Below are 21,701 nucleotides of genomic sequence, written 5' to 3' on the forward strand. Positions count from 1 at the left end.
GTTTGTGCGCATGAAGCCTTTTTGCGCGCGCCGGGAATATCATCGCGCCGGCGCGCTGCCTGCTATTCTTTCGCAAACTGGTCGAAGGCTTCCACCGCCTGCGCCGCATACATCAGGCTGGGCCCGGCCCCCATGTAAATGGCAAGACCCATGGCATCCATCACTTCCTCGCGGGTCGCGCCATGTTTGACGGCGGCCTGCGCGTGAAAGGCCACGCAGCCATCGCAGCGAATCGCCACCGCAATGCCCAGCGCGATCAATTCCTTGGTCTTGCTGTCCAGCGCACCGTTGGCCGTGGCGGCGCTGGCCATGGCGGAAAAGTTCTTCATCACATCGGGCGCGCCAAGGCGCACTTCCTTGATCGCGCCCGACAGTTCCTTGGCCATCTGCGGCCAGTCCTTGTGCATATTCCTTCTCCTTTTCAGATTTGGCCCGTCAGCGCATTGAGCTGCCATGCGGCGATCATGCGCTGTCCCTCGGCCTCGATGGCGGCCGCGTCCGCTGCGGTGGCCTCGCGTTCGGCGTCCAGCACGGCCAGCGTCGGCTTGGCCCCCACCTTGGCCTCCAACTGCACGCTGCGCAGCGCCTCGGCGGCGGCGGCAGAGCGGGCGGCGCTGGCCTCAACCATGCGGTGGGCGGTTTTAAGGCCCGTCCATGCGGCGATGACGGCGGCATCGATCTGGTCGCGGGCATCGCGGGCCCGCGCCTCACTGGCATCGAGCGTGGCGTCGGCTTCGTGGATTTTGGCGGCGGTGCGGCCCCCGGCAAACAGCGTCCAGCGGCCACGAATGCCCACCGCCATCGCATCGGCGCGGTAATCGGGAAAGAACTGGTCGCGGGTGCGGGTCGCCTCGGCAAAGGCGCCGATGGTGGGCATGCTTTCGGCCTTTGCGCCGCGCACACCGGCGCGCGCGATATCGATGCCCTTTTCGGCCTGCGCCAGCGCGGGATTGCCGCGATGGGCGCTGTCGAGCGCCTCGTCCAGACTGGGCGGCGTGGCGGGCAGGGCGGGCAGGGGGGCGAGCGCGCCCGCTTCATGGCCGGTCAGGCGGGCATAATGCGCCTCGGCGGTGATGCGGCGGCCCTGCGCACCGGCAAACCCGGCCTCACCCTCGGCGCGGCGGGCGGTGGCGGCGGCCAGGTCGGAGGCGGGAATTTCGCCGGACTGGAAGCGCAAGCGGGCCTGCCGTTCCACCTCGGCCAATTCCGCGGTCAATTGCTGAAAACGGGCCTCGATCCGGCGGGCGGCCAAAACCTCGGCATGGGCGGCCACCGCCCCCACCGTCACGCGGGCGCGGGCATCGGCCAGGGCGAGCGCCGCCATCGCCTGCCCGCCCTGCGCCTGATCGATGGCGGCGGCCACGCGGCCCCCGGCATAGAGCGGCATTTCGGCCCCGGCACGCAGCGCCAGCGGGGTGACATTGCGCGCGGTAAAGCCAAAGAAGCCGCCATTGTCGATGCGCCCCGCGCCGATCTGCCCTTCAACGCTCAGCATCGGATTGCCCTGTGCCCTGGCGCCGTCGAGCCGAGCCTGAGCCTGCGCCTGCCCCGCCTGCGCTTCGGCAAGAACCGGGGCATGGGCCAAGGCATCGGTGATGGTGGCGGCGATGGTGGCGCCCATGCCCTGCCCTTGCGCCCAAGCAGGCGAGGCCATCAACAGAGCAAAGGGCAGGATCATGGGACGCATCGCATCACCCCTTATTTGAACGTGCAGCCCGGCTTTACGCCCAGCGCGCGAAACAGGATGGCGGCGGGGCAGAAGCCCGTCACGCTGGCCTGAAGCATGTTGGCCCCGGCAAACATGGTGAGATAAATCCACGAGGGGTTCACAAAATGGGCGGCCAGGGCGCTGCCCAACACAACCGCGCCGGCAAAGCGCATCACAGCAGTATCAAGGCTCATCACACATCCTCCTTGGTGGTTTGTTTCAGCTTGCTGATACCCAGCACCTGCAAGGCCAGCTTTTCGTAGAAGGGCTCGCTGACCCCCGAGCGGACCTTTTTCAGAAAGTATTTTTCGAAGCCGACCTTGGCCAGATGGACCCATTTGCCGTGGGACGACCAATTGACATTGCGCGGCGGGATCTGGGGCTGGGCCACAAAGGCCACGCCCCCATCGCCGAAATCGGCAAGGCACACCGCGTTCCAACTCGGCACTTCGTTGGGCTCGCGGCCGTCCAGTTCGGCCGCGATATTATGCGCCACCGCCGTCACCATGCTTTCGATCATAAAGCCCGTCTTGGGCACGCCCACCGGCACCGGCGTTGGCCCCATGGGCGGGATCGCGACACAGACGCCGAGTGAATAGATGTTCCTGAAAGTGGGGTTGCGCTGGTGCTTGTCGGCCAAAATGAAGCCGCGCGGGTTGGTCAGCCCTTCGATGCCGAACACCGCCTTGATGCCGCGAAAGGCGGGCAGCAGCATCGAGAAGCCGAAGGGCAGGTCGTGGGCCTTCTTGACCGCGCCATCTTCGCCCACTTCCTCGACATGGGCGATGCCATCCTCAAAATGGGTGACGCGGGCGTTGGTGATCCATTTGATGTGTCGCTCGCGCAACTGGCTTTCCAGCAGGCCCTTGGTATCGCCCACGCCATCAAGGCCGAGGTGGCCGATGTAGGGTTCGCTGGTGACGAAAGTCATAGGCACGGCATCGCGGATCTTGCGGCGGCGCAATTCGGTGTCCAGGATCAGCGCGAATTCATAGGCCGGGCCAAAGCAGGAGGCGCCCTGCGCGGCGCCCACGACGATGGGGCGCCGGCCAGAAGCCGGCAGGCTTTTGCAGAACTCGTCAAAGGCATCGGCGGCATGGGCGGCGTGATCGGTCTTGCAGACCGACACCGTATGGCCATCCGGCCCGAAACCGGGGATTTCATCAAAGGCCAGTTCCGGCCCGGTGGCGATGACCAGCCAGTCATAGTCCATGGATGTGCCATCGCGCAGCTCGACGCGGTTTTCGGCCGGATGCACCCGCGCGGCGCCGACGCTGGTAAATCCGATGCCCTTTTTGGCCATCACCGGGGCAAGGGAAACGCGGATCGCATCCGGCTCGCGCCAGCGCACCGCCACCCAGGGGTTGGACGGCACGAACCAGTAATCCTCGCTGTCCGAGACCACCATCACCTGCGCGCGGCCCTTGGTGGCGTCGCGGATTTCATAGGCGGCAATCGTGCCGCCAAGACCGGCGCCCAGCACGAGAATGCGGGGCAGGACGTTTGCAGGCTTGGACATCGAATGGCTCTCCCAAAACTGTTCGGTCCCGGCGTCGTCGGATGGAAGGGGGACTCGACAAAGCTTCAATCGCACTTGACTAATATGACTGAAATACAATATAAGCAAGACCTGTTTTTAGGGCGACCTTTTGCCCGGCCGGATTGGAGTGCGAAACATGGTCTTTGGATTTGGAAAAACGGCAAAATATCGGGAAATCGAACCCCGCGAACTGGCCGCGATGGTGGCGGCGAATCAGGCGCTGGTTGTCGATGTGCGCGAGGCGGACGAATTTGCGGGCGGGCATATTCCCGGTTCGATCAACCGGCCGCTGTCCACATTCCAACCCGGCAAACTGCCCGATCCCGGCGCGCGCCAACTGGTGCTGACCTGCCTTGGCGGCAAACGGTCGGGGATGGCGCTCGACAAATGCGCCGCCGCGCAGGCGCGCGTCGATACACATCTGGCTGGTGGATTTGGCGCCTGGGCCAAGGCCGGATTGCCGGTCGAGCGCTGACGCCCGGCGTGTGGGCGCTTCGGTCAGGATGGGGTTGCGGGAGATGACAATGCATAAAGGCATGAAGGGGCGGGGCGGGATCCTGCTTCTGGGTTTGGCGCTATCGCTGCAGGGTTGCGGACAGGACAAGCCCGCGAGCGAGGCGACCGTGGCGGCCAAAGGGCCTCGTCTGACCGTGACCGCCAGCGATACGCCCGATTGGCAGAGCGTCTCGGCCGAGGTAACCAGTCAGGATCAGGCGCAGGTGTTGGCGCGCATTCCCGGCATCCTGACCAGCCTGTCGGTGCGCGCGGGCGACATGGTGCGCAAGGGGCAAGTGCTGGGCCGCATTGCCGACAACCAGCTTGCCTATCAATCGGCCGCCTATGGCGCGCAGGCCGCCGCCGCGCAGGCGCAGGCAGCCCAGGCCAAAGCCGAACTCGATCGCGTGAAATTCCTTGCCGCCAATGGCGTCTATGCCAAGGCGCGACTGGAACAGGCCGAAGCGGGCGCACAGGCCGCTGTCGCCCAGACGCAGGCCGCCCGCGCCCAGCAGGCCGGCATTCGCGCCATCGCGGGCAATGGCGCGGTGATTGCGCCCGCAACGGGGCGTGTGTTGCGCGCCGATGTGCCCGCCGGTTCGCCGGTGGCGCCGGGCATGGTGGTCGCGGTGGTCACTTCCGGGCCGGTGGTGCTGCGGCTCGATCTGCCCGAAGCGCTGGCGGCCAAGGTCAGGCCCGGCGCGCGCGTGCGGGTTGAGGGCCTCAGCCATGAGGGCAGCGTGACGCGCATCTATCCGGCGGTCACGGCGGGGCAGGTCAGCGCCGATGTCGCCGTCGCGGGGCTGGATGCCGGGCTGATCGGGCGGCGTTTGAGCGCGCAGCTTGCGGCCGGAACCCATCGCGGGATCATCGTGCCCCGCGCCTTTGTCGTTACCCGCTATGGGCTGGACTATGTGCAGGTGGCGGGCAAAACGGGCGGCGTGATGCAGGTGCCGGTGCAGACCGCGCCTGCGGCTGATGGCAAGAGCGTGGAAATCCTCTCAGGCGTCAATGCCGGTGATGTGCTGGTTGGAGCCGTTTGATGAACCTTGGCATTTCCGGGCGGATCACCCGCGCCACCATCGCCTCGCCGCTGACGCCGCTGTTCCTGCTGGCGGCGATCCTTGTCGGCCTGATCGCCACGATCACGATCCCGCGAGAGGAAGAGCCCCAGATCAAGGTGCCGATGGTTGACATCCGCGTGGCTGCGCCCGGCCTTTCGGCGGCGGATAGTGTGGAGCTGGCGGGCAAACCGCTGGAGCAGATCGTCAAGAGCATCGACGGCGTCGAGCATGTCTATACACAGGCGCAGGACCATGGCGTGATGGTGACGGCCCGCTTTAACGTGGGGCAGGACCCAGAGGCGGCCGCCACGCGCGTCGATGAAAAGATCAAGGCCAATATCGACAAGATCCCCGCAGGCGTCATGCCGCCCCAGATCACGGTGCGCGGCATTTCCGATGTGCCGATCGTGGTGCTGACCCTGACCCCAAAGGGCGCGGGCTGGGACGAGCGCAGCCTTTACACGCTGGCCACCAAATTGCGCAGCGAGGTGGCCAAGGTCGATGATGTGGGCCTGACCTTCATCACCGGTGGCCAGCGCGAGGCGGTCCGTGTGATCCCCGATCCCGCCCGTTTGGCGGCGGCGCGGGTGCCTTTGTCCAGCGTGATGGAGGCGATCCGTCAGGGCGGGCGCTCCTTCCCGGCAGGTTCGGTGCGCGAGAATGGTGCGGCGCTGTCCGTCACCGCGGGCGCGCCCTTGGCTAGCGCGGATGAACTGCGGCGGCTGACGGTGCGCTCGGTGGGCGGCGCGCCGGTGCTGTTGGGCGATGTGGCGCGCATTGAGCAAGGCGCGGCGCAGGATCAGGCACATAGCTGGCGCTGGGCGCGGGACGGCGGCGCATGGCAAATGGCGCCCGCCGTTTCCATCGCCATTGCCAAGCGCAACGGGGCCAATGCGGTCAACGTATCCGAAGGCGTGGTCTCGCGGGTCGAGGCGCTGAAGGGCGGCCTGATCCCGGCCAGCGTCGCGGTGAACGTCACGCGCAATTATGGCGAGAGCGCCGACGAGAAGGCCAATGAGCTGATTTTCCACCTCGCTCTGGCCACGGTTTCCATCGTCATCCTGATCGGTTTCGCCATTGGCTGGCGCGAGGCGGGGGTGACGGCGATTGTCATTCCCACCACGATCATGCTGACCATGTTTGCCAGCCGCATCATGGGCTTTTCGATCAATCGCGTGTCGCTCTTCGCGCTGATCTTTTCCATCGGCATTCTGGTGGATGACGCCATCGTGATGATCGAGAACATCGCCCGGCATTGGGGGATGAAGGACGGCCGATCGCGCCAGCAGGCCGCCATCGAGGCTGTGGCCGAGGTCGGCAATCCCACGATCATCGCGACATTGACGGTGGTGGCCGCGCTGCTGCCGATGCTGTTCGTGTCGGGTCTGATGGGGCCGTATATGGCGCCGATCCCGATCAACGCCAGCGCGGCCATGGTGTTCAGCTTCTTCGTCGCAGTGGTGATCGCGCCCTGGCTGATGATCCGCTTTGCGCGCGAGGCCTTGGCGCATGGTGGACATGAGGATGGCGGCAAGCTGGGCGCACTCTATGCCCACTATGCCACCCGCGTGATCGCCACGCGCGACAGTGCCAGGCGTTTCCTGTGGGGCGTGGGGATGGCCACGCTGGTCGCCTGCTCGATGTTCTATTTCAAGGCCGTCACGGTCAAGCTGCTGCCCTTTGACAACAAGAGCGAGGTGCAACTGGTGGCCGACTTGCCCGAAGGCACCTCGCTGGAGGCCACCGCGCGCATTCTGGAACAGGCCGGCGCCATCGCTCGCCAGATCCCGGAAGTGACCGCGATGGAAGCCTATGCGGGCACGGCTGCGCCCTTCAACTTCAACGGGCTGGTGCGCCACTACTTCCTGCGTGCCGATCCCGAAATGGGCGATGTGATGGTCAGCCTGTTGCCCAAGGGGGAGCGCAGCCGGTCGAGCCACGCCATTGCCGTGGACCTGCGCGAAAGGCTGCGGGCGCTGCCCCTGCCCAAGGGCGGCGTCATCAAGGTGGTCGAAACCCCGCCGGGGCCGCCGGTGCTGGCCACGCTGCTGGCCGAGGTCTATGGGCCGGATGAGGTCACGCGCCAGAAAACCGCTTTGGTGCTGGAGCAGATCTTCAAGTCCGTGCCTTTCATTGTCGATACGGACAATTCCTTTGGCGCGGCCCGTCCGGTTCTGCGCCTTGTGCCGGATAGGGCAAAGCTTGACCATTACGGCGTGGGCGCCGGGCAGGTGCTCGACAGCATGGGCGCGTTGCTGGGGCAGCAGACACTGAACTATATTCCGCGCGGGCCTGACCGCGATCCGCTGCCGGTGGAGATCGGCCTCGATCAGGCCCAGCGCAGTTGGTCGGGCGCGCTGGCGGCCACGCCGGTCGCCGCCACGCCTGCGGGCCAACTCCTCAGCCTTGGCGAACTGGTCGATGCCAAAGCGCAGCCGGGCGGGCAGGCGATATTCCGCCGCGACGGACGCGGCGCGACGATGGTGATGGCCGATATGGCGGGCCGCTATGAAGCGCCGATCTATGGGCTGATGGCGGTGGACAAAGCGGTGGAGGCGTATGACTGGAAGGCCCACGGGCTGATCAAGCCCACGATCCTGATGCACGGCCAGCCTGATGACGAAAGCCACCCCTCGATTCTGTGGGATGGCGAATGGGAGATCACCTGGGTCACATTCCGCGATATGGGCGGGGCCTTCATGGTGGCGCTGCTGGCGATCTATGTGCTGGTGGTGGGGCAATTCGGCAGCTTCAAACTGCCGCTGGTGATCCTGACGCCCGTGCCGTTGACGCTGATCGGGATTGTCGCGGGACACATGCTGTTTGGCGCGCCCTTTACGGCCACCTCGATGATCGGTTTTATCGCGCTGGCGGGGATCATCGTGCGCAATTCGATCCTGCTGGTCGATTTCATCCGCCACACCGCCACGCCGGGCAAGCCCTTGCGACAGGTGTTGATCGAGGCGGGGCGCATTCGCGTCAAACCCATCGCTCTGACCGCGGCCGCCGCGATGATCGGGGCATCCGTGATCCTCACCGATCCGATCTTTCAGGGGCTGGCCATCTCGCTGCTGTTCGGCCTTGCATCATCCACCCTGCTCACGCTGCTGGTGATCCCGGCGATCTATGTCGTGCTGCGCGATGATGGCATTACCTCGTCGGGAGAGGCGCCATGAAGCCCACCGATCTTTCGGAACTGAAAACCAACGCCAACCATATGGCGGGCCGCCTCAAGGTGATGAGCCATCCCGAACGCCTGCTGATGCTGTGCCGGATGGATGAAGGCGAGGTCAGCGTGAACGAGTTGGTGGCGATCTCGGGTCTGTCGCAATCGGGGGTGTCGCAGCATCTGGCCATGCTGCGCGCCGAGGATGTGGTGAGCGTGCGCATCGATGCGCAGGTTCGCTGGTACAGCCTGAAGGACCCCGTGGTCTCGGGCGTCATCCATACCATGTGCGCCCTGTGCGATGCGGGCGGTCACCCCGGGGATTGCTGATGCGCTAGAGGCTGATGCTGCGCTCGGTCAGGGCCATCATGGCCGGACGGTGGCTGATCAGGATCAGCCCCGTCCCGGTTTCCTCCAGCCACGCGCCAAGCCGCCCGACAAGGCGGCTTTCGGTGGCCGTATCCAGCCCCTCGCTGGGTTCGTCCAGCACCAGCCATGGGCGCCGGGCCAGCAGCGCCCGCGCCAGCGCGATCCGGCGCCTCTGCCCGCCCGACAGCCGCGCGCCATCCCCGCCCAGCCATTGGTCAAGCCCATCGGGCAGCGCCGCAACCACCTCCTGCGCGCAGGCCACATCGAGCGCGCGCGCGATCTCTTCGCGGGTGATGCCGGGGCGGGCAAGGCCCAGATTGTCCGCCACGCTGCCCGCAATGAGGGGCGCGTCCTGCTGCATCACGGCAAAGAGCGCGCGCAGATGGGCAAGGCCGTAGTCGCGCGGCGCAAGGCCGGAAATCGCCAGACCCTGCGGCGCATCATCGCGCAGCCCGACCAGCGTTTCGACCAGCCGCGTCTTGCCGATGCCCGAGGGGCCGGTGATGGCGATCCGCGCGCCGGGGCACAGGTTCTGGCCATGGATGGTGATCACGGGGGCGTTGGGCAGGGGGGCGTAGGATACGCCTTGGTCCCTTGCGGCCGGTCCCAATTCAGTCAGCCGGATTTCGGCCTCTTCGATCTCGCGCCGCCGCATATCGTGCTGCGCCATTGTCGCCCATGCCTCCAGCCCCGTCATGGCCGAGAGGAGGCTGAAGGCGATAACCGGCGCGCTGCCTTGGGCCAGCCATGCGATCAGTGCCACGGTCATGCTGGCCAGAGCCGTCTGGGCGGCGGTTATGCGCGCCTCTGCGCGGGCCAGCGCGCGTTCGGCCTGACTGTGCGCCGCTGCGCCGGTTTCCAGCGCATCGGCCATTTTCAGCGCCAGACCATAGACGGGAATATCCGCCGCAGGCCCGGCCATATCGGCATAATCGGCCTGCAGGGCGGCATGGGCCTTGGCGACCCGCGCCTGCAAGGCGGGCAAGCGCGTGGACATTTTCCGCGATGCCAGACGCATGGCCGCCATGCCCGCAGCCATGGCCAGCAGGGAGCCCCAGCCCGCCAGACCGACCATGGCCAGCGCGACAAGGCCTGCGCTCCACCCGCCCACCTGCGCCACGCGGCGAATGGCGGCATCCTCCAGCAGATCGACATCGCGGCCAAAGCGGGCGGCCATTTCGCCGCTGCGCATGGCCTCGCGGCCGCCCAGCGCCGCTTTGGCCACGCGGGAAAACAGGTCCATGCGCAGATCGGCAAGGGCAAAGAGCGCGGCCCTGTGGCCCAGCATGCGCTCGCCATAACGGGCGCCGGTGCGCACAATGGCGGCGGCGCGGATGGCCGCGCTGGGCAGGAGATAGTTGAAGGCCGATACCGCCAGAGGGCCCGCCGCGCCCGCCAGCGCCGCCCCGACCAGAAACCATCCGGCCAGCCCCAGCAGGCCCACCGAGGCCAGCGCCGCCGCGCCCGCGCAGATCATGCCCCAGCGCAAGGCGCCCCTTTGCCGGGCCAGCGGGGCGTCGAGCATGGTCATGCGGGGATCTCCAAAAGCGAGGCGGCCTGTGCCATCAGCGTGGCGTCATGGGTGGCAACCAACACCATGCGGTCGCGCGCGCGCCGCGCCAGCAAGCCACGCACCGCCTCGGCGCTTTGCGCATCAAGATCGGCGGTGGGTTCATCCAGCAACAGGATCGGGCGGGCCGAGAGCATGGCGCGCGCAAGGCCGATCCGCCGCCGCTCGCCCCCCGAAAGGCCCGATCCGCGATGGTCGATCATCATGCCCAGCCCCCCGCGCGCGGCCAGCATCGCGCCAAGCCCCATCGCGTCGAGCATGGCGACCATCGCGCCATCATCGGCCCCGCCCTCCGCCAAACATCCAGCCGCCAGGTTTTCGCGCAAAGTGCCCGGCAGCAGCGCCACGCTTTGCCCCGCCCAGCCTATCGCCTGATTAAGCGCCCCGGCGCGCAGCGGCGCCTCATCGGCCATAATTTCGCCCGATCCCAGTGGCACCTGTCCGATCAGGCCCAGCAGCAGCGAGGATTTGCCGCTGCCCGTCGGTCCGGTGATGGCATGCAGGCCCGGCGCGGCCCAGTCCCATGTCAGCGGGCCGATTGCCATCCCGTCGCGGTGGGTGAAAACTGCGGCGCGGCCTGCCAATCGGGTGGGGGCTTTGACCGGATCGGGGGTTTCCGGCATGGCGGCCATGGCTTCTTCCATCGCGGCAAGAGCCGCCTCGCCGGTCTGTTTATCATGATAGGCGGCGGCGAGGCGGCGCAGGCCAAGATAGAATTCCGGCGCCAGCGCCAGCACAAAAAAGGCGCGCCGCAGATCAAGCCGCTCCGGCGCGGGGAAGGGGAGCAGGCCGAGCAGGGCAAAGCCGCAATAGACCGCGACCAGCGCAACACTGAGCGCGGCAAAAAATTCCAGAATGGCGCCCGAGGCAAACGCGATGGCCAGCACCGCCATGGTGCGCCGCGCCGCATCCTGCGCACTGGCGCCCAGATGGCGGGTGATGCGCTTTTCGGCGCCAAAGGAGAGGATGGTGGGCAGCGCGCGCAGACGATCGACCAACAGCCCCGACAAGCGCTCCAGCGCCTGATGCTGGGCCTTGGCGCGGCGGGCCGCGGCCGTGCCCGCCAGCACCATGCCCAGAATGAAAGGCACCAGCGTTGCCAGCATGATCGCCGCCGCCACTGCGCTGGCCCACCACGCCGCCAAGGCCACGAGCAGCGGCGAGGCCCCGGCGGCAAGGCGCAGCGGCAGATAGCGCGCCACATAGTCCTTCGTGCCCGCCAGCGCATCCACAGCCAGATGCAGATCCTCGCCCACCAGCCGCCCGCGCATCAGGCGGGTAGGCAGCAGCGCCGGCAACAAGGCCGCCCGCCAGCGCGATTGCGCCCGCAAGGCGGCGGCCACCCCGGCGTCCTGCGCCCGGCTCTGGGCAATGGCACGCGCCGCGCCCCCCGCCACCATGGCGAACAGCCCGATCAGCGCCGCCGGACGCCCTCCGGCAGCCCCTGCGATCAACGTCGCAAGGCCGAAAGCGAGCAGGATCGCCCCGCAAGTATCGGCGATCCACCAAAGGCTTGCGCGATGATCCGGGCGCGGGCGGGGCAGGGAAGGGGGCTTGACCATATTACTTTTTCATCATATTAGCGTTGCCTGCAATTAGCAAGCGAGTCTGTCCGATACACCCGCCTGCCATTTGCCTGCCTTGCGCATGATGCGCTGGTCAATGGCTGCGCCTGCTGTGCGGCCCAAACAGGGACATGTCCGATGGATATGGCGGTTATCGAATTATCGCGGCTGCAATTTGCTTTGACAGCCATGTATCACTTTCTCTTCGTGCCTTTGACCCTTGGCCTCTCCTTCATGCTGGTCATCATGGAGAGCGTCTATGTTATCACCAAAAGGCCCATCTGGCGGGTGATCACCCGTTTCTGGGGGCGGCTGTTCGGCATCAACTTCGTGCTGGGCGTGGCCACGGGTCTGACCATGGAGTTCGAATTCGGCACCAACTGGGCCTATTACGCGCATTATGTGGGCGATATTTTCGGCGCCCCGCTGGCCATCGAGGGGTTGATGGCCTTTTTCCTCGAAGCGACCATGGTGGGCGTGATGTTCTTTGGCTGGGATCGCCTCAGCCGGGTTCAGCATCTCCTCGTCACCTTCCTGACCGCGCTGGGCACCAACCTGTCGGCGCTGTGGATTCTGGTGGCCAACGGCTGGATGCAAAATCCGGTGGGCGCGGCCTTCAATCCCGAAACGATGCGGATGGAGGTCACCGACTTCTCCGCCGTGCTGTTCAACCCGGTGGCGCAGGCCAAATTCGTCCACACGGTCAGCGCGGGCTATGTCTGCGCGGCGACCTTTGTGATGGGCGTTTCGGCCATTTACATGCTGCGCGGCAAATGGGTCAATGTGGCGCGCCGCTCGATGATGGTGGCCTCGGCCTTTGGGCTGGCCTCTGCGCTCTCGGTGGTCGTGCTGGGCGATGAAAGCGGTTATGCGCTGACGGATAACCAGAAGATGAAACTGGCCTCGATCGAGGCGATGTGGGAAACCGAGGAGGCGCCTGCCGCCATCACGCTGGTGGGCCTGCCCGATGTGGCGGCGCGCACCACCCATGGGGCGATCAAGCTGCCCTATGTGATGGGCATCATCGGCACGCGCAGCCTGACCGGCAAGATCGACGGGATCGAGGAACTGGTGCTGCGCGCCGATGAGCGCATCCACAGCGGCATCATTGCCTATGACGCGGTGGAAAAGCTGAAGCTCGACCGCGCCAATATCCCCGCCCGCGCCGCGTTTGAGGCGCACAAGCGCGATGTCGGCTATGCGTTGCTGCTCAAGCGCTATGTGGCCGATCCGCGTCAGGCGGACGACAAGTTGATCCTGAAGGCGGCATGGGATACGGTGCCCAATGTGCCGGTGATGTTCTTCCTGTTTCGCGGGATGGCGGCGCTGGGCTTTGGCTTTATCGCCTTCTTCGCCATGGCCTTCTATTGCGCCTCGGCCTGTCAATTCTCCAAGCGCTGGTTCCTGAAGCTGGCGGTGGTGATGATCCCGCTGCCGTGGATCGCGATTGAATCGGGCTGGGTGCTGGCCGAAATCGGGCGGCAACCCTGGGCGGTGGATGGCGTACTGCCCACGTTCCTCGGCGCCTCCTCGCTGACCGTGCCGCAGGTGTGGGCGACCATCATCGGCTTTACCGCGCTCTATGGCACGCTGGCGGTCATCGAGATCCGTCTGATGATCGCGGCGATCCGCAAGGGGCCGATCGAGCACCACGAACCCACCGCGCAGGCGCAGGGCTTTGCCCCGCTGCCCGCCGAATAAGGGGACAGGACATGCATATTCCGCTTGATTATGAAACGCTGCGGGTGGTCTGGTGGGCGCTTCTGGGCGTGCTGCTGATCGGCTTTGCGCTGACCGATGGCTATGATCTGGGCGTGGGGGCGCTATTGCCCTTTGTCGGACGCAGCGATCAGGAGCGCCGCCTTGTCATCAACGCCATCGCCCCGCATTGGGAGGGCCACCAGGTGTGGTTCATCCTTGGCGGCGGCGCGATTTTTGCCGCATGGCCCTTTGTCTATGCGGTCAGCTTTTCCGGCTTTTACCTCGCCATGTTTCTGGTGCTGGCGGCGCTGATCCTGCGGCCGGTGTCGTTCAAGTATCGTTCGAAACATGCCGATCCGGCATGGCGCAACCGCTGGGATTGGGCGCTGTTCGTCGGCGGTTTTGTGCCCGCGCTGGTGTTTGGCGTGGCGGTGGGCAATGTGCTGGCCGGCGCGCCCTTCCGCTTCGACAGCGACCTGCGCATGACCTATGAAGGCAGCCTGCTGGGCCTGTTCACCCCCTTTACCCTGCTGACCGGCCTGCTCTCGGTCGCGATGCTGGCGCTGCATGGCGCGGGCTGGCTGGCGGTGAAGATCGAGGAAGGGCCGGTGCTGGTCCGCACCCGCGCCATCGCCCGCATCGCCGCCTTGGCCAGCATCGCGCTGTTCCTGATCGGCGGGGTGATGGTGGCCAAGGGCGGCATGGGGCTGGCGCTGACCGGGGCTGTGGATACGCAGGGGCCTTCCAACCCGCTGATGTCGGCCAGTGTGGCCGCGCCCGGTGGCTGGCTGGCCAATTACGGCGCGCATCCCTGGATGGTGCTGGCGCCGGTGCTGGGGCTGGTGGGGCCGCTGGTGGCGCTGGCGGGCATCACCGCGCGGCGTGGCTGGCTCAATCTGCTGGGCACCGCGCTGGCCACCACGGGCATCATCGCCACGGTGGGCCTGTCGATGTTCCCCTTCATCCTGCCTTCGTCGATTGATCCGCGCTCCAGCCTGACCGTCTGGAATGCCTCGTCCAGCCACATGACCCTGTTCATCATGCTGATTGTGACGGTGATCTTCCTGCCGGTGGTGTTGGGCTACACGGCATGGGTGATGAAGATGCTGGGCGGGCGGATCACGCTGCGCGATGTCCAGACCAACCCTGATTTCTACTGAAAGGAACTGCCATGTGGTATTTTACATGGGTGCTGGGTCTGGGCCTTGCGGTGGGCTTTGGCATCATCAACGGGCTGTGGCATGAATTCAATTCGCCGATTGATGATGATCCTGCGGTCTGATCCTTTGGCGTAACGCCCCGCAGGACGCAGCGGCGCCGGCCCTTCCCGCCGGCGCCGCCTTGATTCCGGGCCTGCCCCTCTGGCGCCCGCGTTCAGGCCCGAACGGGCGCAGGGCGCGGCGCCGATAAATCACCCCCATACCAAGAGTGAGGCTTGCGCCCGATTGCGCGATTGGATAGGCGTAAGGCAATCTATATTCCGTGATATATAAATAGCCTCACTCTTCAGGTTCAGGGACCCCAACGATGCGCCATCCGCTTTTGCGCCACGGCCTGCTGTGCGCCACCATCCTTGCCGCCCATCCCGCGCATGCCGACGCGCCCGCCGACGCGCCCGCCGACCCTGCGGGCGATCTTGTCTTTACCCCCGATGCCGACATCACCGTCACCGCGCGCCGCCGCGCCGAACGCGCTCAGGATGTGCCCGCCGCGCTTTCGGTGGTTTCGGCCGATCTGTTGAACGCCACCCGCACCGTCAACCTGCAACAGGTCTCGACGCTGGTGCCTTCGCTCAACTATTCCAGCGCCAATCCGCGCAACACCGCCTTCACCATCCGCGGTCTCGGCTCCAGCGTCGTCTCGGTCAGTCAGGCCAATGACGGTTTGGAACCGGGGGTGGGCTTCTATGTCGACGAGGTCTATCATGCCCGCCCGGCAACGGCGGCCTTCGACTTCACCGACATTGACCACATCGAGGTGCTGCGCGGGCCGCAGGGGACGGTGTTTGGCAAGAACACCACGGCGGGCGCCATCTCCATCGTCACGAAAAAGCCCAGCTTCACCTTTGGCGCCGAAGCCGAAGCCAGCTATGGCCAGCAGAATTTCCGCCAGTTGCGCGGCAGCCTTACCGGCCCGTTGATCCCCGATCTGGCCGCTTTTCGCGTGTCGGGCTCGCTGACCCGGCGCGACGGGGTGATTTACAACCAGCGCTATGGCACATGGCAGAACAGCATCGACAACACCGCCCTGCGCGGCCAGATCCTGCTGACCCCCGCCGCCAACCTGTCAATCCGGCTGATCGGCGACTGGTCCAGTTTCAAGGGCGAATGCTGTACGCAGGTATATGTGCGGGTCGCCCCCACGCTCAAGCCCGCCGCCCAGCAATTTGGCGCACTGGCCGCCGGGCTTGGCTATGCTGTGCCCTCGACCAATCCCTTTGCCCGCATCACCGACATCGACGCGCCTGTGGGCACCGATACGCAGGAGGGCGGCGCCAGCGCCATTGCCGAATTAAAGAGCGGACCATTCATCATCACCTCGGTCACGGCATGGCGCTTTTGGGATTGGGATGCGGCCAATGACCGCGACTATACCGGCGTGCCCGTCCAGATAACCCAGCATATTCCCAGCCGTCAGGACCAGATCAGTCAGGAGCTGCGCTTTTCCAACGCGCATTCAGGCCAAAATCCGGGACATTTGGATTATGTCGCCGGGCTTTATTACTTTCACCAGAAGATCGTGGGCCATCCCATCAGCATCTATGGCCCGCAGGCGACCTATTGGCTGCTGCCCGCCGGTCGCCCCGCCAATCTCCTCGATGGCTACGGGCAAAACGGCACCACCGATTTCCGCTCTGATTCCATGGCGCTGTTCGGCGAGGCCACCTTGCACATCACCGGCAAGCTGGCGCTGACCGGAGGATTGCGCGAAACGTGGGAAAACAAGCGCGGCACCTATGACACCTCGGTCAGCGGCGGGCTGGCCACAGGCGCGGCCTCGCTGATTTCGGACAAGAATTCGATCCTGCGCGCCCAAACCTATGGGGCCAACGTCTCGGAGGCGGGTTTGTCGGGCCGAGTCAATCTGGCATGGCATGTCTCTCGCGACATGCAATTCTATGTCAATGGCGCGAGCGGGCAAAAATCGGGCGGGATCAATATGTCGGGCCTGCCGGTTTATCCCTCGGGCGTTGCGGGCCATGCCAATGGCGATCCCATCCTTTCGACCGCCGTGATCCGCCCCGAACGCAACTTCACCTGGGAAGCGGGCATCAAGAGCCAGTGGCTGGGGGGCAGGGCGACGCTCAATCTGGCGGCCTATTCGACCGTGGTGCATGATTTTCAGGCCAATGTGGTGGACAATGCCGCCGTGGTGGCGCTGCGCTCCTACCTCGCCAATATCCCGCGCGTGACGGTGCGCGGGGTGGAGGCGGATGGGCAATGGCAGGTGGCGCCTTGGTTCGCGCTGCGTGGCGCTCTGGCCTATGCCGATGGGCGCTATGCCTCCTATCCGGCGGGGCCTTGCCCGATTGAACTGACCGGCGCGTCCACGGCATCCTGCAATCTGACGGGCAAATCCCTGCCCGGCCTGCCCAAATGGAATGCCTCGCTGGGCGGCGAGATGACGCATGATCTGGGCGGCGCGCAAATCTATGCCCGCGCCGACGCTACCATCCGCTCCATGGTCTATGGCGAGGCGACCGACAGCGCCTATACCACCATCGCGGGCTATACGCTGGTCAATGCGGCGGCCGGGGTGCGGATCGGGCCGCGCTGGAACGTGGAGGTCTTTGTCCGCAACCTGACCCGCGCCAACTATCTGCAAAACGTCACGGTGCAGGCGGGCAACAGCGGGCTGATTGTCGGCACGCCGGGCGATCCGCGCATGTTTGGCGTGACGCTGCGCGCCAAGGTGTGAGGGGGCTTCAATTGCACGCATGACTGGCGCATAGAAGGGAGGTTCCGCAGGGCAGGGCCGCGCATGGCTCTGCTCTGTGTTCAGCCCCGAAATCAGACAGGCCGGCATGACGTTTCCAATCCCGATGAACTGCGAATTGCTGGACCTGCGCGCGCTGGTGGCCGTGGCCGACGGGCGCAGCTTCATGCGCGCGGCGCAACAATTGAACCTGTCCCAGCCCGCGCTCAGCCGCCGGATACAGAAGCTGGAGCAGGCCGTGGGCACGGTTCTGGTCGAGCGCACCACGCGCACCGTGCGCCTGACGGCGGCAGGCGCGCAGGTGGTGCCGCTGATCCGGCGGATGCTCCAGGAAATCGACGGCTCGCTGGTCGGCCTGATGGCGCAGGGCGAACGGGCGGCGGGCCGCATCACGCTGGCCAGCATCCCCAGCGCCACGGTGCAGTTCCTGCCCGAAGTGCTGCAACGCTTCTCGCTCGATTACCGCAACACGCGGGTACGCATTCTCGACCTTTCCGCCGGGGAATGCGCCGAAGCGGTGCGCACCGGCGAGGCCGAATTCGGCCTGTCGCTGCCGGTGGGGCCGGATTCCGATCTGTCCTATTCGCCGCTTTATGATGATCCCTATGGGCTGGTATGCCGCAAGGATGATCCGCTGGCGGAAATCGCCGATGTGGGCTGGGCCGATCTGGTGGAGCGCCGTCTGGTCACCGTTCACCGCGGCAGCGGCAACCGCACCACGCTGGAGGCCGGCCTGGCCGCGCAGGGCATCAATCTGACCTGGTTTTATGAGGTGACGCGCCTGACATCGGCGCTTGCGCTGGTCGATGCGGGGCTGGGGCCATCGGTGCTGCCAAAACTGGCCTGCGCGGGGCCGGAGGCGGGCAATCTGGTGTGGCGTCCGTTGAAGGACCCGGTGATTTTCCGCAGCATTGGCCTGCTGCAACGGCCCGGCGGGCAATTGTCGCCGGCCTGCACCCGGCTGGTCAGCCTGCTCTCGCAGGCATGGGCACAGGCTAAAGCGTAAAGCGCCCGCCGTTCCACCGCGCCACCAGCAGGGTTGCGCTGATATTGGCCACGCCGCTGGTCAGGGCGCGCAGGGTCGAGAGAATGCGGTCCACCGCGATCAGCATGGCCGCCGCCGCCACCGGCACATCGGGCAGCAGCGACAGCGTGAGCAAAAGCGCGGAAAAACCGCTGCCGATCACCCCGGCGGCGGCCTTGGATGTCACCAGCATGACCATCAGATAGAGCGCGATCCGTTCAGGCGGCAGGGGGATGTTCAGCGCTTCGGACAGGAACAGCGTGGCGACGATCAGATAGACCGCCGTCCCGGCCAGATTGAGCGTATAGCCCACCGGCATCACCAGCCCGACCACCGCCGGGTCGCCGCCCATGCCTTCCAGTTTCGACATCAGGCGGGGCAGCACCACCTCGCTGGACGAGGTGCCCGCGATGATCAGCATTTCATCGCGGAAATGGCGCAGCAGGGCAAAGGGGCGCAGGCCCGTGCGCGCATGGACAACGATCAGCAAGGCCGCCATCAGAGCGACGCAGGCCAGCGCCAAAGTGGCCACCAACAGCCCCAGCGAGCTGATAAAGCCGATGCCATAGGCCCCCACCGTATAGGCGATGGCGCCAAACGCGCCGATCGGGGCCACGCGCAGCAGGAAACCCACAATGGCAAATTGCAACTGGGCCAGAACGCGCAGGCCCCGGACAATCGGTTCGCCCGCCGCGCCAATGTGCAGCAGGCCAAACCCCACCAGACCCGCAATGAAAAGCACCGGCAGGATGTCTCCGGCCGTAAAGGCGGAAAAGAAGGTTTCGGGCACCATACGCAAAAGAAACTCGCCCGGCCCGTTGATCGGCGCCCCGGCCAGTTGGCGATGGAGATCGATGCCGCCCGGCACCGGCGGGGGAACCTGCAAACCCGCGCCCGGACGCAGCAGGCCCGCCACCAGCAGACCCATCAGCAGCGCCCCCACGGTGATCGCCACAAACACGATCAGCGCCCGCGCCACCGTCGTCCCGGTGCGCACCGCCCCGCCATGCAGCACGATGCCGTCCACGATGGTGCAGAACAGGATGGGCGACACCATCATCCGCATCGTCTTGACAAAGGCAATGCCCAGCGGCCCCAGCTCCACCCCCAGCCGGGGCCAGAAGTGGCCCACGACAATGCCGGCCAGCGCCCCCAACACGACCTGCACATAAAGATGACGCAGCACTGTTCGCTCCCATGATATTTATGTGCTTGACGCATTACGTGCGCCGATAATTGCATTTGATAAATATATCCCCGGTCGCTTCTATAGTCAAACAACGGCCGCCGCCATTACCGGCCCGGCCAGAGACAAACCGCCCAAAGAGGCGATCAAGGGGAGTAGGGCCGTCATGCGCCGGTTGTCGAAAATTGTTGCGCGCACCGGCGCGGGTGAAATCACCTCGCGGCGGCGGCGAGGCATCGTGCTGGGGCTGGTGCTGGCCCCGCTCCTGGCCGCCTGCCACAATCCCGGCGCGCGTGCCCCCCTGGCCACGCCCGTTGCCGCAAACGAACTGCATGTGCTGACATCGGGCGGGTTCAATGCGGCATTTGACGTGCTGGCCGCGCAATATACGGCGCAAACCGGCACAAGGATCATCATCGGCCATGGCCCCTCCATGGGCGCGACGGCCAATGCGATCCCGGCCCGGCTGGCCCGCGGCGAAGCGGCCGATGTGGTGATTCTCGCCCGCTCGGCGCTCGATGCGCTGGCGGCTCAGGGCAAGGTGACGCCGGGCACGTCGGTTGATCTGGCGCTTTCCAAAATTGCCGTGGCGGTGAAGGAAGGCGCGCCCGCCCCCGATATTTCCACCCCTGCGGCCCTGCGCCAGACGCTGATCGCGGCGCAATCCGTGGCTTGGTCGGACAGCGCCAGCGGCGTCTATATTCAGACCACCATGCTCGACAAGCTGGGCGTGGCCGACATTGTCCGTCCCAAGGGGCGCATGATCCCCGCCACGCCCGTGGGGCAGATCGTGGCGAGCGGCGAGGCCCAGATCGGTTTCCAGCAATTGTCCGAACTCAAACCCGTCAAGGGCATCCGCATCATCGGCCTTGTCCCCGACGAGCTCCAGAAAGTGACTGCCTTTTCGGGCGGGGTCGTTGCCAATTCGCCCCGGCAACAGGCCGCTCACGCCCTGCTTGATTTCCTGTCCTCATCCAAGGCCGAAGCCGCCATCCGCGCCAGCGGCATGGAGCCGGCATCGCAGAAGGTAACGCCATGAGCATCTCCTCCACCCTTTCGGCAGGCGGTATGGCCGATGCCGGGTCCGCGCGCCGCCAATCGGCCTTCAAATCGATCTTCATCGTGGCCAGCGGCAATTTCCTTGAAATGTTCGATTTCATGGTCTTCGGCTATTACGCGACCTATATTTCCAAGGCCTTCTTTCCCACGGGCAGCGAGTTTGCCTCGCTGCTGCTGACGCTGATGACCTTTGGCGCGGGCTTTTTGATGCGGCCGGTGGGGGCGCTGGTGCTGGGGGCCTATGTTGACCGCCATGGCCGCCGCAAGGGGCTGCTGCTCACGCTTGGCCTGATGGCGGTGGGCACCCTGGCGATTGCCGTCACGCCCACCTATGCCCAGATCGGCCTTGCCGCACCGCTCATCATTCTGGCGGGGCGACTGGTCCAGGGTCTCTCGGCCGGGGTCGAGGTGGGCGGGGTTTCGGTCTATCTCAATGAAATCGCGCCGCCCCATCGCAAGGGCTTCTTCACCTCTTGGCAATCGGCCAGCCAGCAGGCCGCGGTGGTCTTTGCCGCGCTGATCGGGCTGCTGGTGTCCACCAGCCTGTCGCCGGAAACGATGCAGGACTGGGGCTGGCGCGTGCCCTTTGTGATCGGCTGCGCGATGATCCCCTTCCTGTTCCTTATCCGCCGCCATGTCGAGGAAACCGAGGTCTTTCTCAACCGCAAGGAGCATCCGCAGATCGGCCAGATCATGCGCATGATCGGCAGCAACTGGGGCCTTGTCCTGCAGGGCGCGCTGATGGCGGTGATGACCACGGTGTTCTTCTATATGGTCACCGCCTATACCCCTACCTATGGCAGCAAGGTGCTCAAGCTGGGGCCGGGGGAAAGCCTGTTCATCACGGCCTGCGTCGGCGTAACCAATTTCGTGCTGCTGCCGGTGATGGGGGCGCTCTCGGACCGTGTGGGCCGCCGCCCGCTGTTGATCGGGGCCACGGTGCTGGCGGCGGTGATGACCTATCCGCTGATGCGCTGGCTGGTGGCCGGTCCCAGCTTTGGCGGCCTGCTGACCGCTGAACTGCTGATGGCGGCGGTCTATGCCACCTATAACGGCGCTTTCATCGTCTATCTGACCGAGGTGATCCCCGCCCATGTCCGCACCGTCGGCTTCAGCCTTGCCTACAGCATGGCCACGGCGATCTTCGGCGGCTTTACCCCGGCGATCTGCACCGCGCTGATCGAGGCGACCGGCGACAAGGCCATTCCGGGCGCTTGGTGCGCGGCGGCCGCCCTGCTTTCGCTGCTGGCGCTGCTGATCGGAGGTCGGCTCAACCGTCAGGCATGAATTGAACACTTGCAATAATTATAGAAGTTTA

Annotated in this window: 18 protein-coding genes; 11 read left to right on the forward strand and 7 right to left on the reverse strand. The window is 65.8% G+C overall.

Features of this window, described 5'->3' with window-relative positions:
* Positions 1–62: 62 nt before the first annotated feature.
* From PQ467_RS06205 to PQ467_RS06220, 4 genes are read right to left on the reverse strand one after another with little or no spacing between them, the layout of a single operon-like run.
* The gene (locus tag PQ467_RS06205) at positions 63–407 is read right to left on the reverse strand and encodes a carboxymuconolactone decarboxylase family protein (RefSeq protein WP_274175664.1); all 345 of its coding nucleotides are present in this window, start codon (positions 405–407) and stop codon (positions 63–65) included.
* Positions 408–421: 14 nt separating this feature from the next.
* The gene (locus PQ467_RS06210) at positions 422–1,687 is read right to left on the reverse strand and encodes a TolC family protein (RefSeq protein WP_274175665.1); all 1,266 of its coding nucleotides are present in this window, start codon (positions 1,685–1,687) and stop codon (positions 422–424) included.
* Positions 1,688–1,698: 11 nt separating this feature from the next.
* Entirely contained in the window at positions 1,699–1,902 is a 204-nt protein-coding gene (locus PQ467_RS06215; RefSeq protein WP_274175666.1) for a YgaP family membrane protein, read from the reverse strand.
* A complete protein-coding gene (locus PQ467_RS06220; RefSeq protein WP_274175667.1) occupies positions 1,902–3,227 on the reverse strand; it encodes an NAD(P)/FAD-dependent oxidoreductase in 1,326 nt (441 codons plus the stop codon). The genes PQ467_RS06215 and PQ467_RS06220 overlap by 1 nt, the downstream gene beginning before the upstream one ends.
* 157 nt (positions 3,228–3,384) lie before the next feature.
* On the opposite strand from PQ467_RS06220, the gene PQ467_RS06225 reads away from it, so the two are divergent.
* Genes PQ467_RS06225 through PQ467_RS06240 form a run of 4 tightly spaced genes read left to right on the forward strand, consistent with a single transcriptional unit; the run spans position 3,385 to position 8,303 of the window.
* Entirely contained in the window at positions 3,385–3,723 is a 339-nt protein-coding gene (locus PQ467_RS06225; RefSeq protein ID WP_274175668.1) for a rhodanese-like domain-containing protein, read from the forward strand.
* A 43-nt stretch (positions 3,724–3,766) separates the two neighbouring features.
* A complete protein-coding gene (locus tag PQ467_RS06230) occupies positions 3,767–4,786 on the forward strand; it encodes an efflux RND transporter periplasmic adaptor subunit (protein ID WP_274175669.1) in 1,020 nt (339 codons plus the stop codon).
* Positions 4,786–7,983, forward strand: a complete 3,198-nt coding sequence (locus PQ467_RS06235) for an efflux RND transporter permease subunit (protein WP_274175670.1) — start codon at positions 4,786–4,788, stop codon at positions 7,981–7,983. The genes PQ467_RS06230 and PQ467_RS06235 overlap by 1 nt, the downstream gene beginning before the upstream one ends.
* Positions 7,980–8,303 carry an ArsR/SmtB family transcription factor gene (locus PQ467_RS06240; protein ID WP_274175671.1) on the forward strand — a complete coding sequence of 108 codons (324 nt, stop codon included), beginning with the start codon at positions 7,980–7,982 and terminating at the stop codon, positions 8,301–8,303. Before PQ467_RS06235 ends, PQ467_RS06240 begins: the two co-directional genes overlap by 4 nt.
* Positions 8,304–8,307: 4 nt before the next feature.
* On the opposite strand, the gene PQ467_RS06245 is transcribed toward PQ467_RS06240, so the two are convergent.
* On the reverse strand, positions 8,308–9,873 hold the full coding sequence (locus PQ467_RS06245) for an ATP-binding cassette domain-containing protein (protein ID WP_274175672.1): 1,566 nt from the start codon (positions 9,871–9,873) through the stop codon (positions 8,308–8,310).
* The gene (locus tag PQ467_RS06250; protein WP_274175673.1) at positions 9,870–11,474 is read right to left on the reverse strand and encodes an ATP-binding cassette domain-containing protein; all 1,605 of its coding nucleotides are present in this window, start codon (positions 11,472–11,474) and stop codon (positions 9,870–9,872) included. The genes PQ467_RS06245 and PQ467_RS06250 overlap by 4 nt, the downstream gene beginning before the upstream one ends.
* 141 nt (positions 11,475–11,615) lie before the next feature.
* On the opposite strand from PQ467_RS06250, the gene PQ467_RS06255 reads away from it, so the two are divergent.
* The 5 genes from PQ467_RS06255 (at position 11,616) to PQ467_RS06275 (ending at position 18,120) form a co-directional block, all read left to right on the forward strand.
* The gene (locus tag PQ467_RS06255; protein ID WP_274175674.1) at positions 11,616–13,178 is read left to right on the forward strand and encodes a cytochrome ubiquinol oxidase subunit I; all 1,563 of its coding nucleotides are present in this window, start codon (positions 11,616–11,618) and stop codon (positions 13,176–13,178) included.
* Between the two features lie 11 nt (positions 13,179–13,189).
* A complete protein-coding gene (gene cydB / locus PQ467_RS06260; protein WP_274175675.1) occupies positions 13,190–14,338 on the forward strand; it encodes a cytochrome d ubiquinol oxidase subunit II in 1,149 nt (382 codons plus the stop codon).
* An 11-nt stretch (positions 14,339–14,349) separates the two neighbouring features.
* Entirely contained in the window at positions 14,350–14,460 is a 111-nt protein-coding gene (gene cydX, locus PQ467_RS06265; protein WP_084391181.1) for a cytochrome bd-I oxidase subunit CydX, read from the forward strand.
* A gap of 245 nt (positions 14,461–14,705) precedes the next feature.
* On the forward strand, positions 14,706–17,096 hold the full coding sequence (locus PQ467_RS06270; protein ID WP_274175676.1) for a TonB-dependent receptor: 2,391 nt from the start codon (positions 14,706–14,708) through the stop codon (positions 17,094–17,096).
* A 106-nt stretch (positions 17,097–17,202) separates the two neighbouring features.
* On the forward strand, positions 17,203–18,120 hold the full coding sequence (locus PQ467_RS06275) for a LysR family transcriptional regulator (protein WP_274175677.1): 918 nt from the start codon (positions 17,203–17,205) through the stop codon (positions 18,118–18,120).
* Here PQ467_RS06275 and PQ467_RS06280 read toward each other — a convergent pair.
* Complete coding sequence (locus PQ467_RS06280) at positions 18,110–19,324, reverse strand: cation:dicarboxylate symporter family transporter (RefSeq protein WP_274175678.1); 1,215 nt, start codon at positions 19,322–19,324, stop codon at positions 18,110–18,112. The genes PQ467_RS06275 and PQ467_RS06280 overlap by 11 nt on opposite strands.
* 166 nt (positions 19,325–19,490) lie before the next feature.
* On the opposite strand from PQ467_RS06280, the gene PQ467_RS06285 reads away from it, so the two are divergent.
* Positions 19,491–20,363, forward strand: coding sequence for a substrate-binding domain-containing protein (locus PQ467_RS06285; RefSeq protein WP_274175679.1), 873 nt, complete (start codon positions 19,491–19,493; stop codon positions 20,361–20,363).
* Positions 20,360–21,670, forward strand: a complete 1,311-nt coding sequence (locus PQ467_RS06290) for an MFS transporter (protein ID WP_274175680.1) — start codon at positions 20,360–20,362, stop codon at positions 21,668–21,670. Before PQ467_RS06285 ends, PQ467_RS06290 begins: the two co-directional genes overlap by 4 nt.
* Positions 21,671–21,701 lie beyond the last annotated feature (31 nt).

Source organism: Novosphingobium sp. KACC 22771 (assembly GCF_028736195.1).
In the GTDB taxonomy this organism is placed as follows: domain Bacteria; phylum Pseudomonadota; class Alphaproteobacteria; order Sphingomonadales; family Sphingomonadaceae; genus Novosphingobium.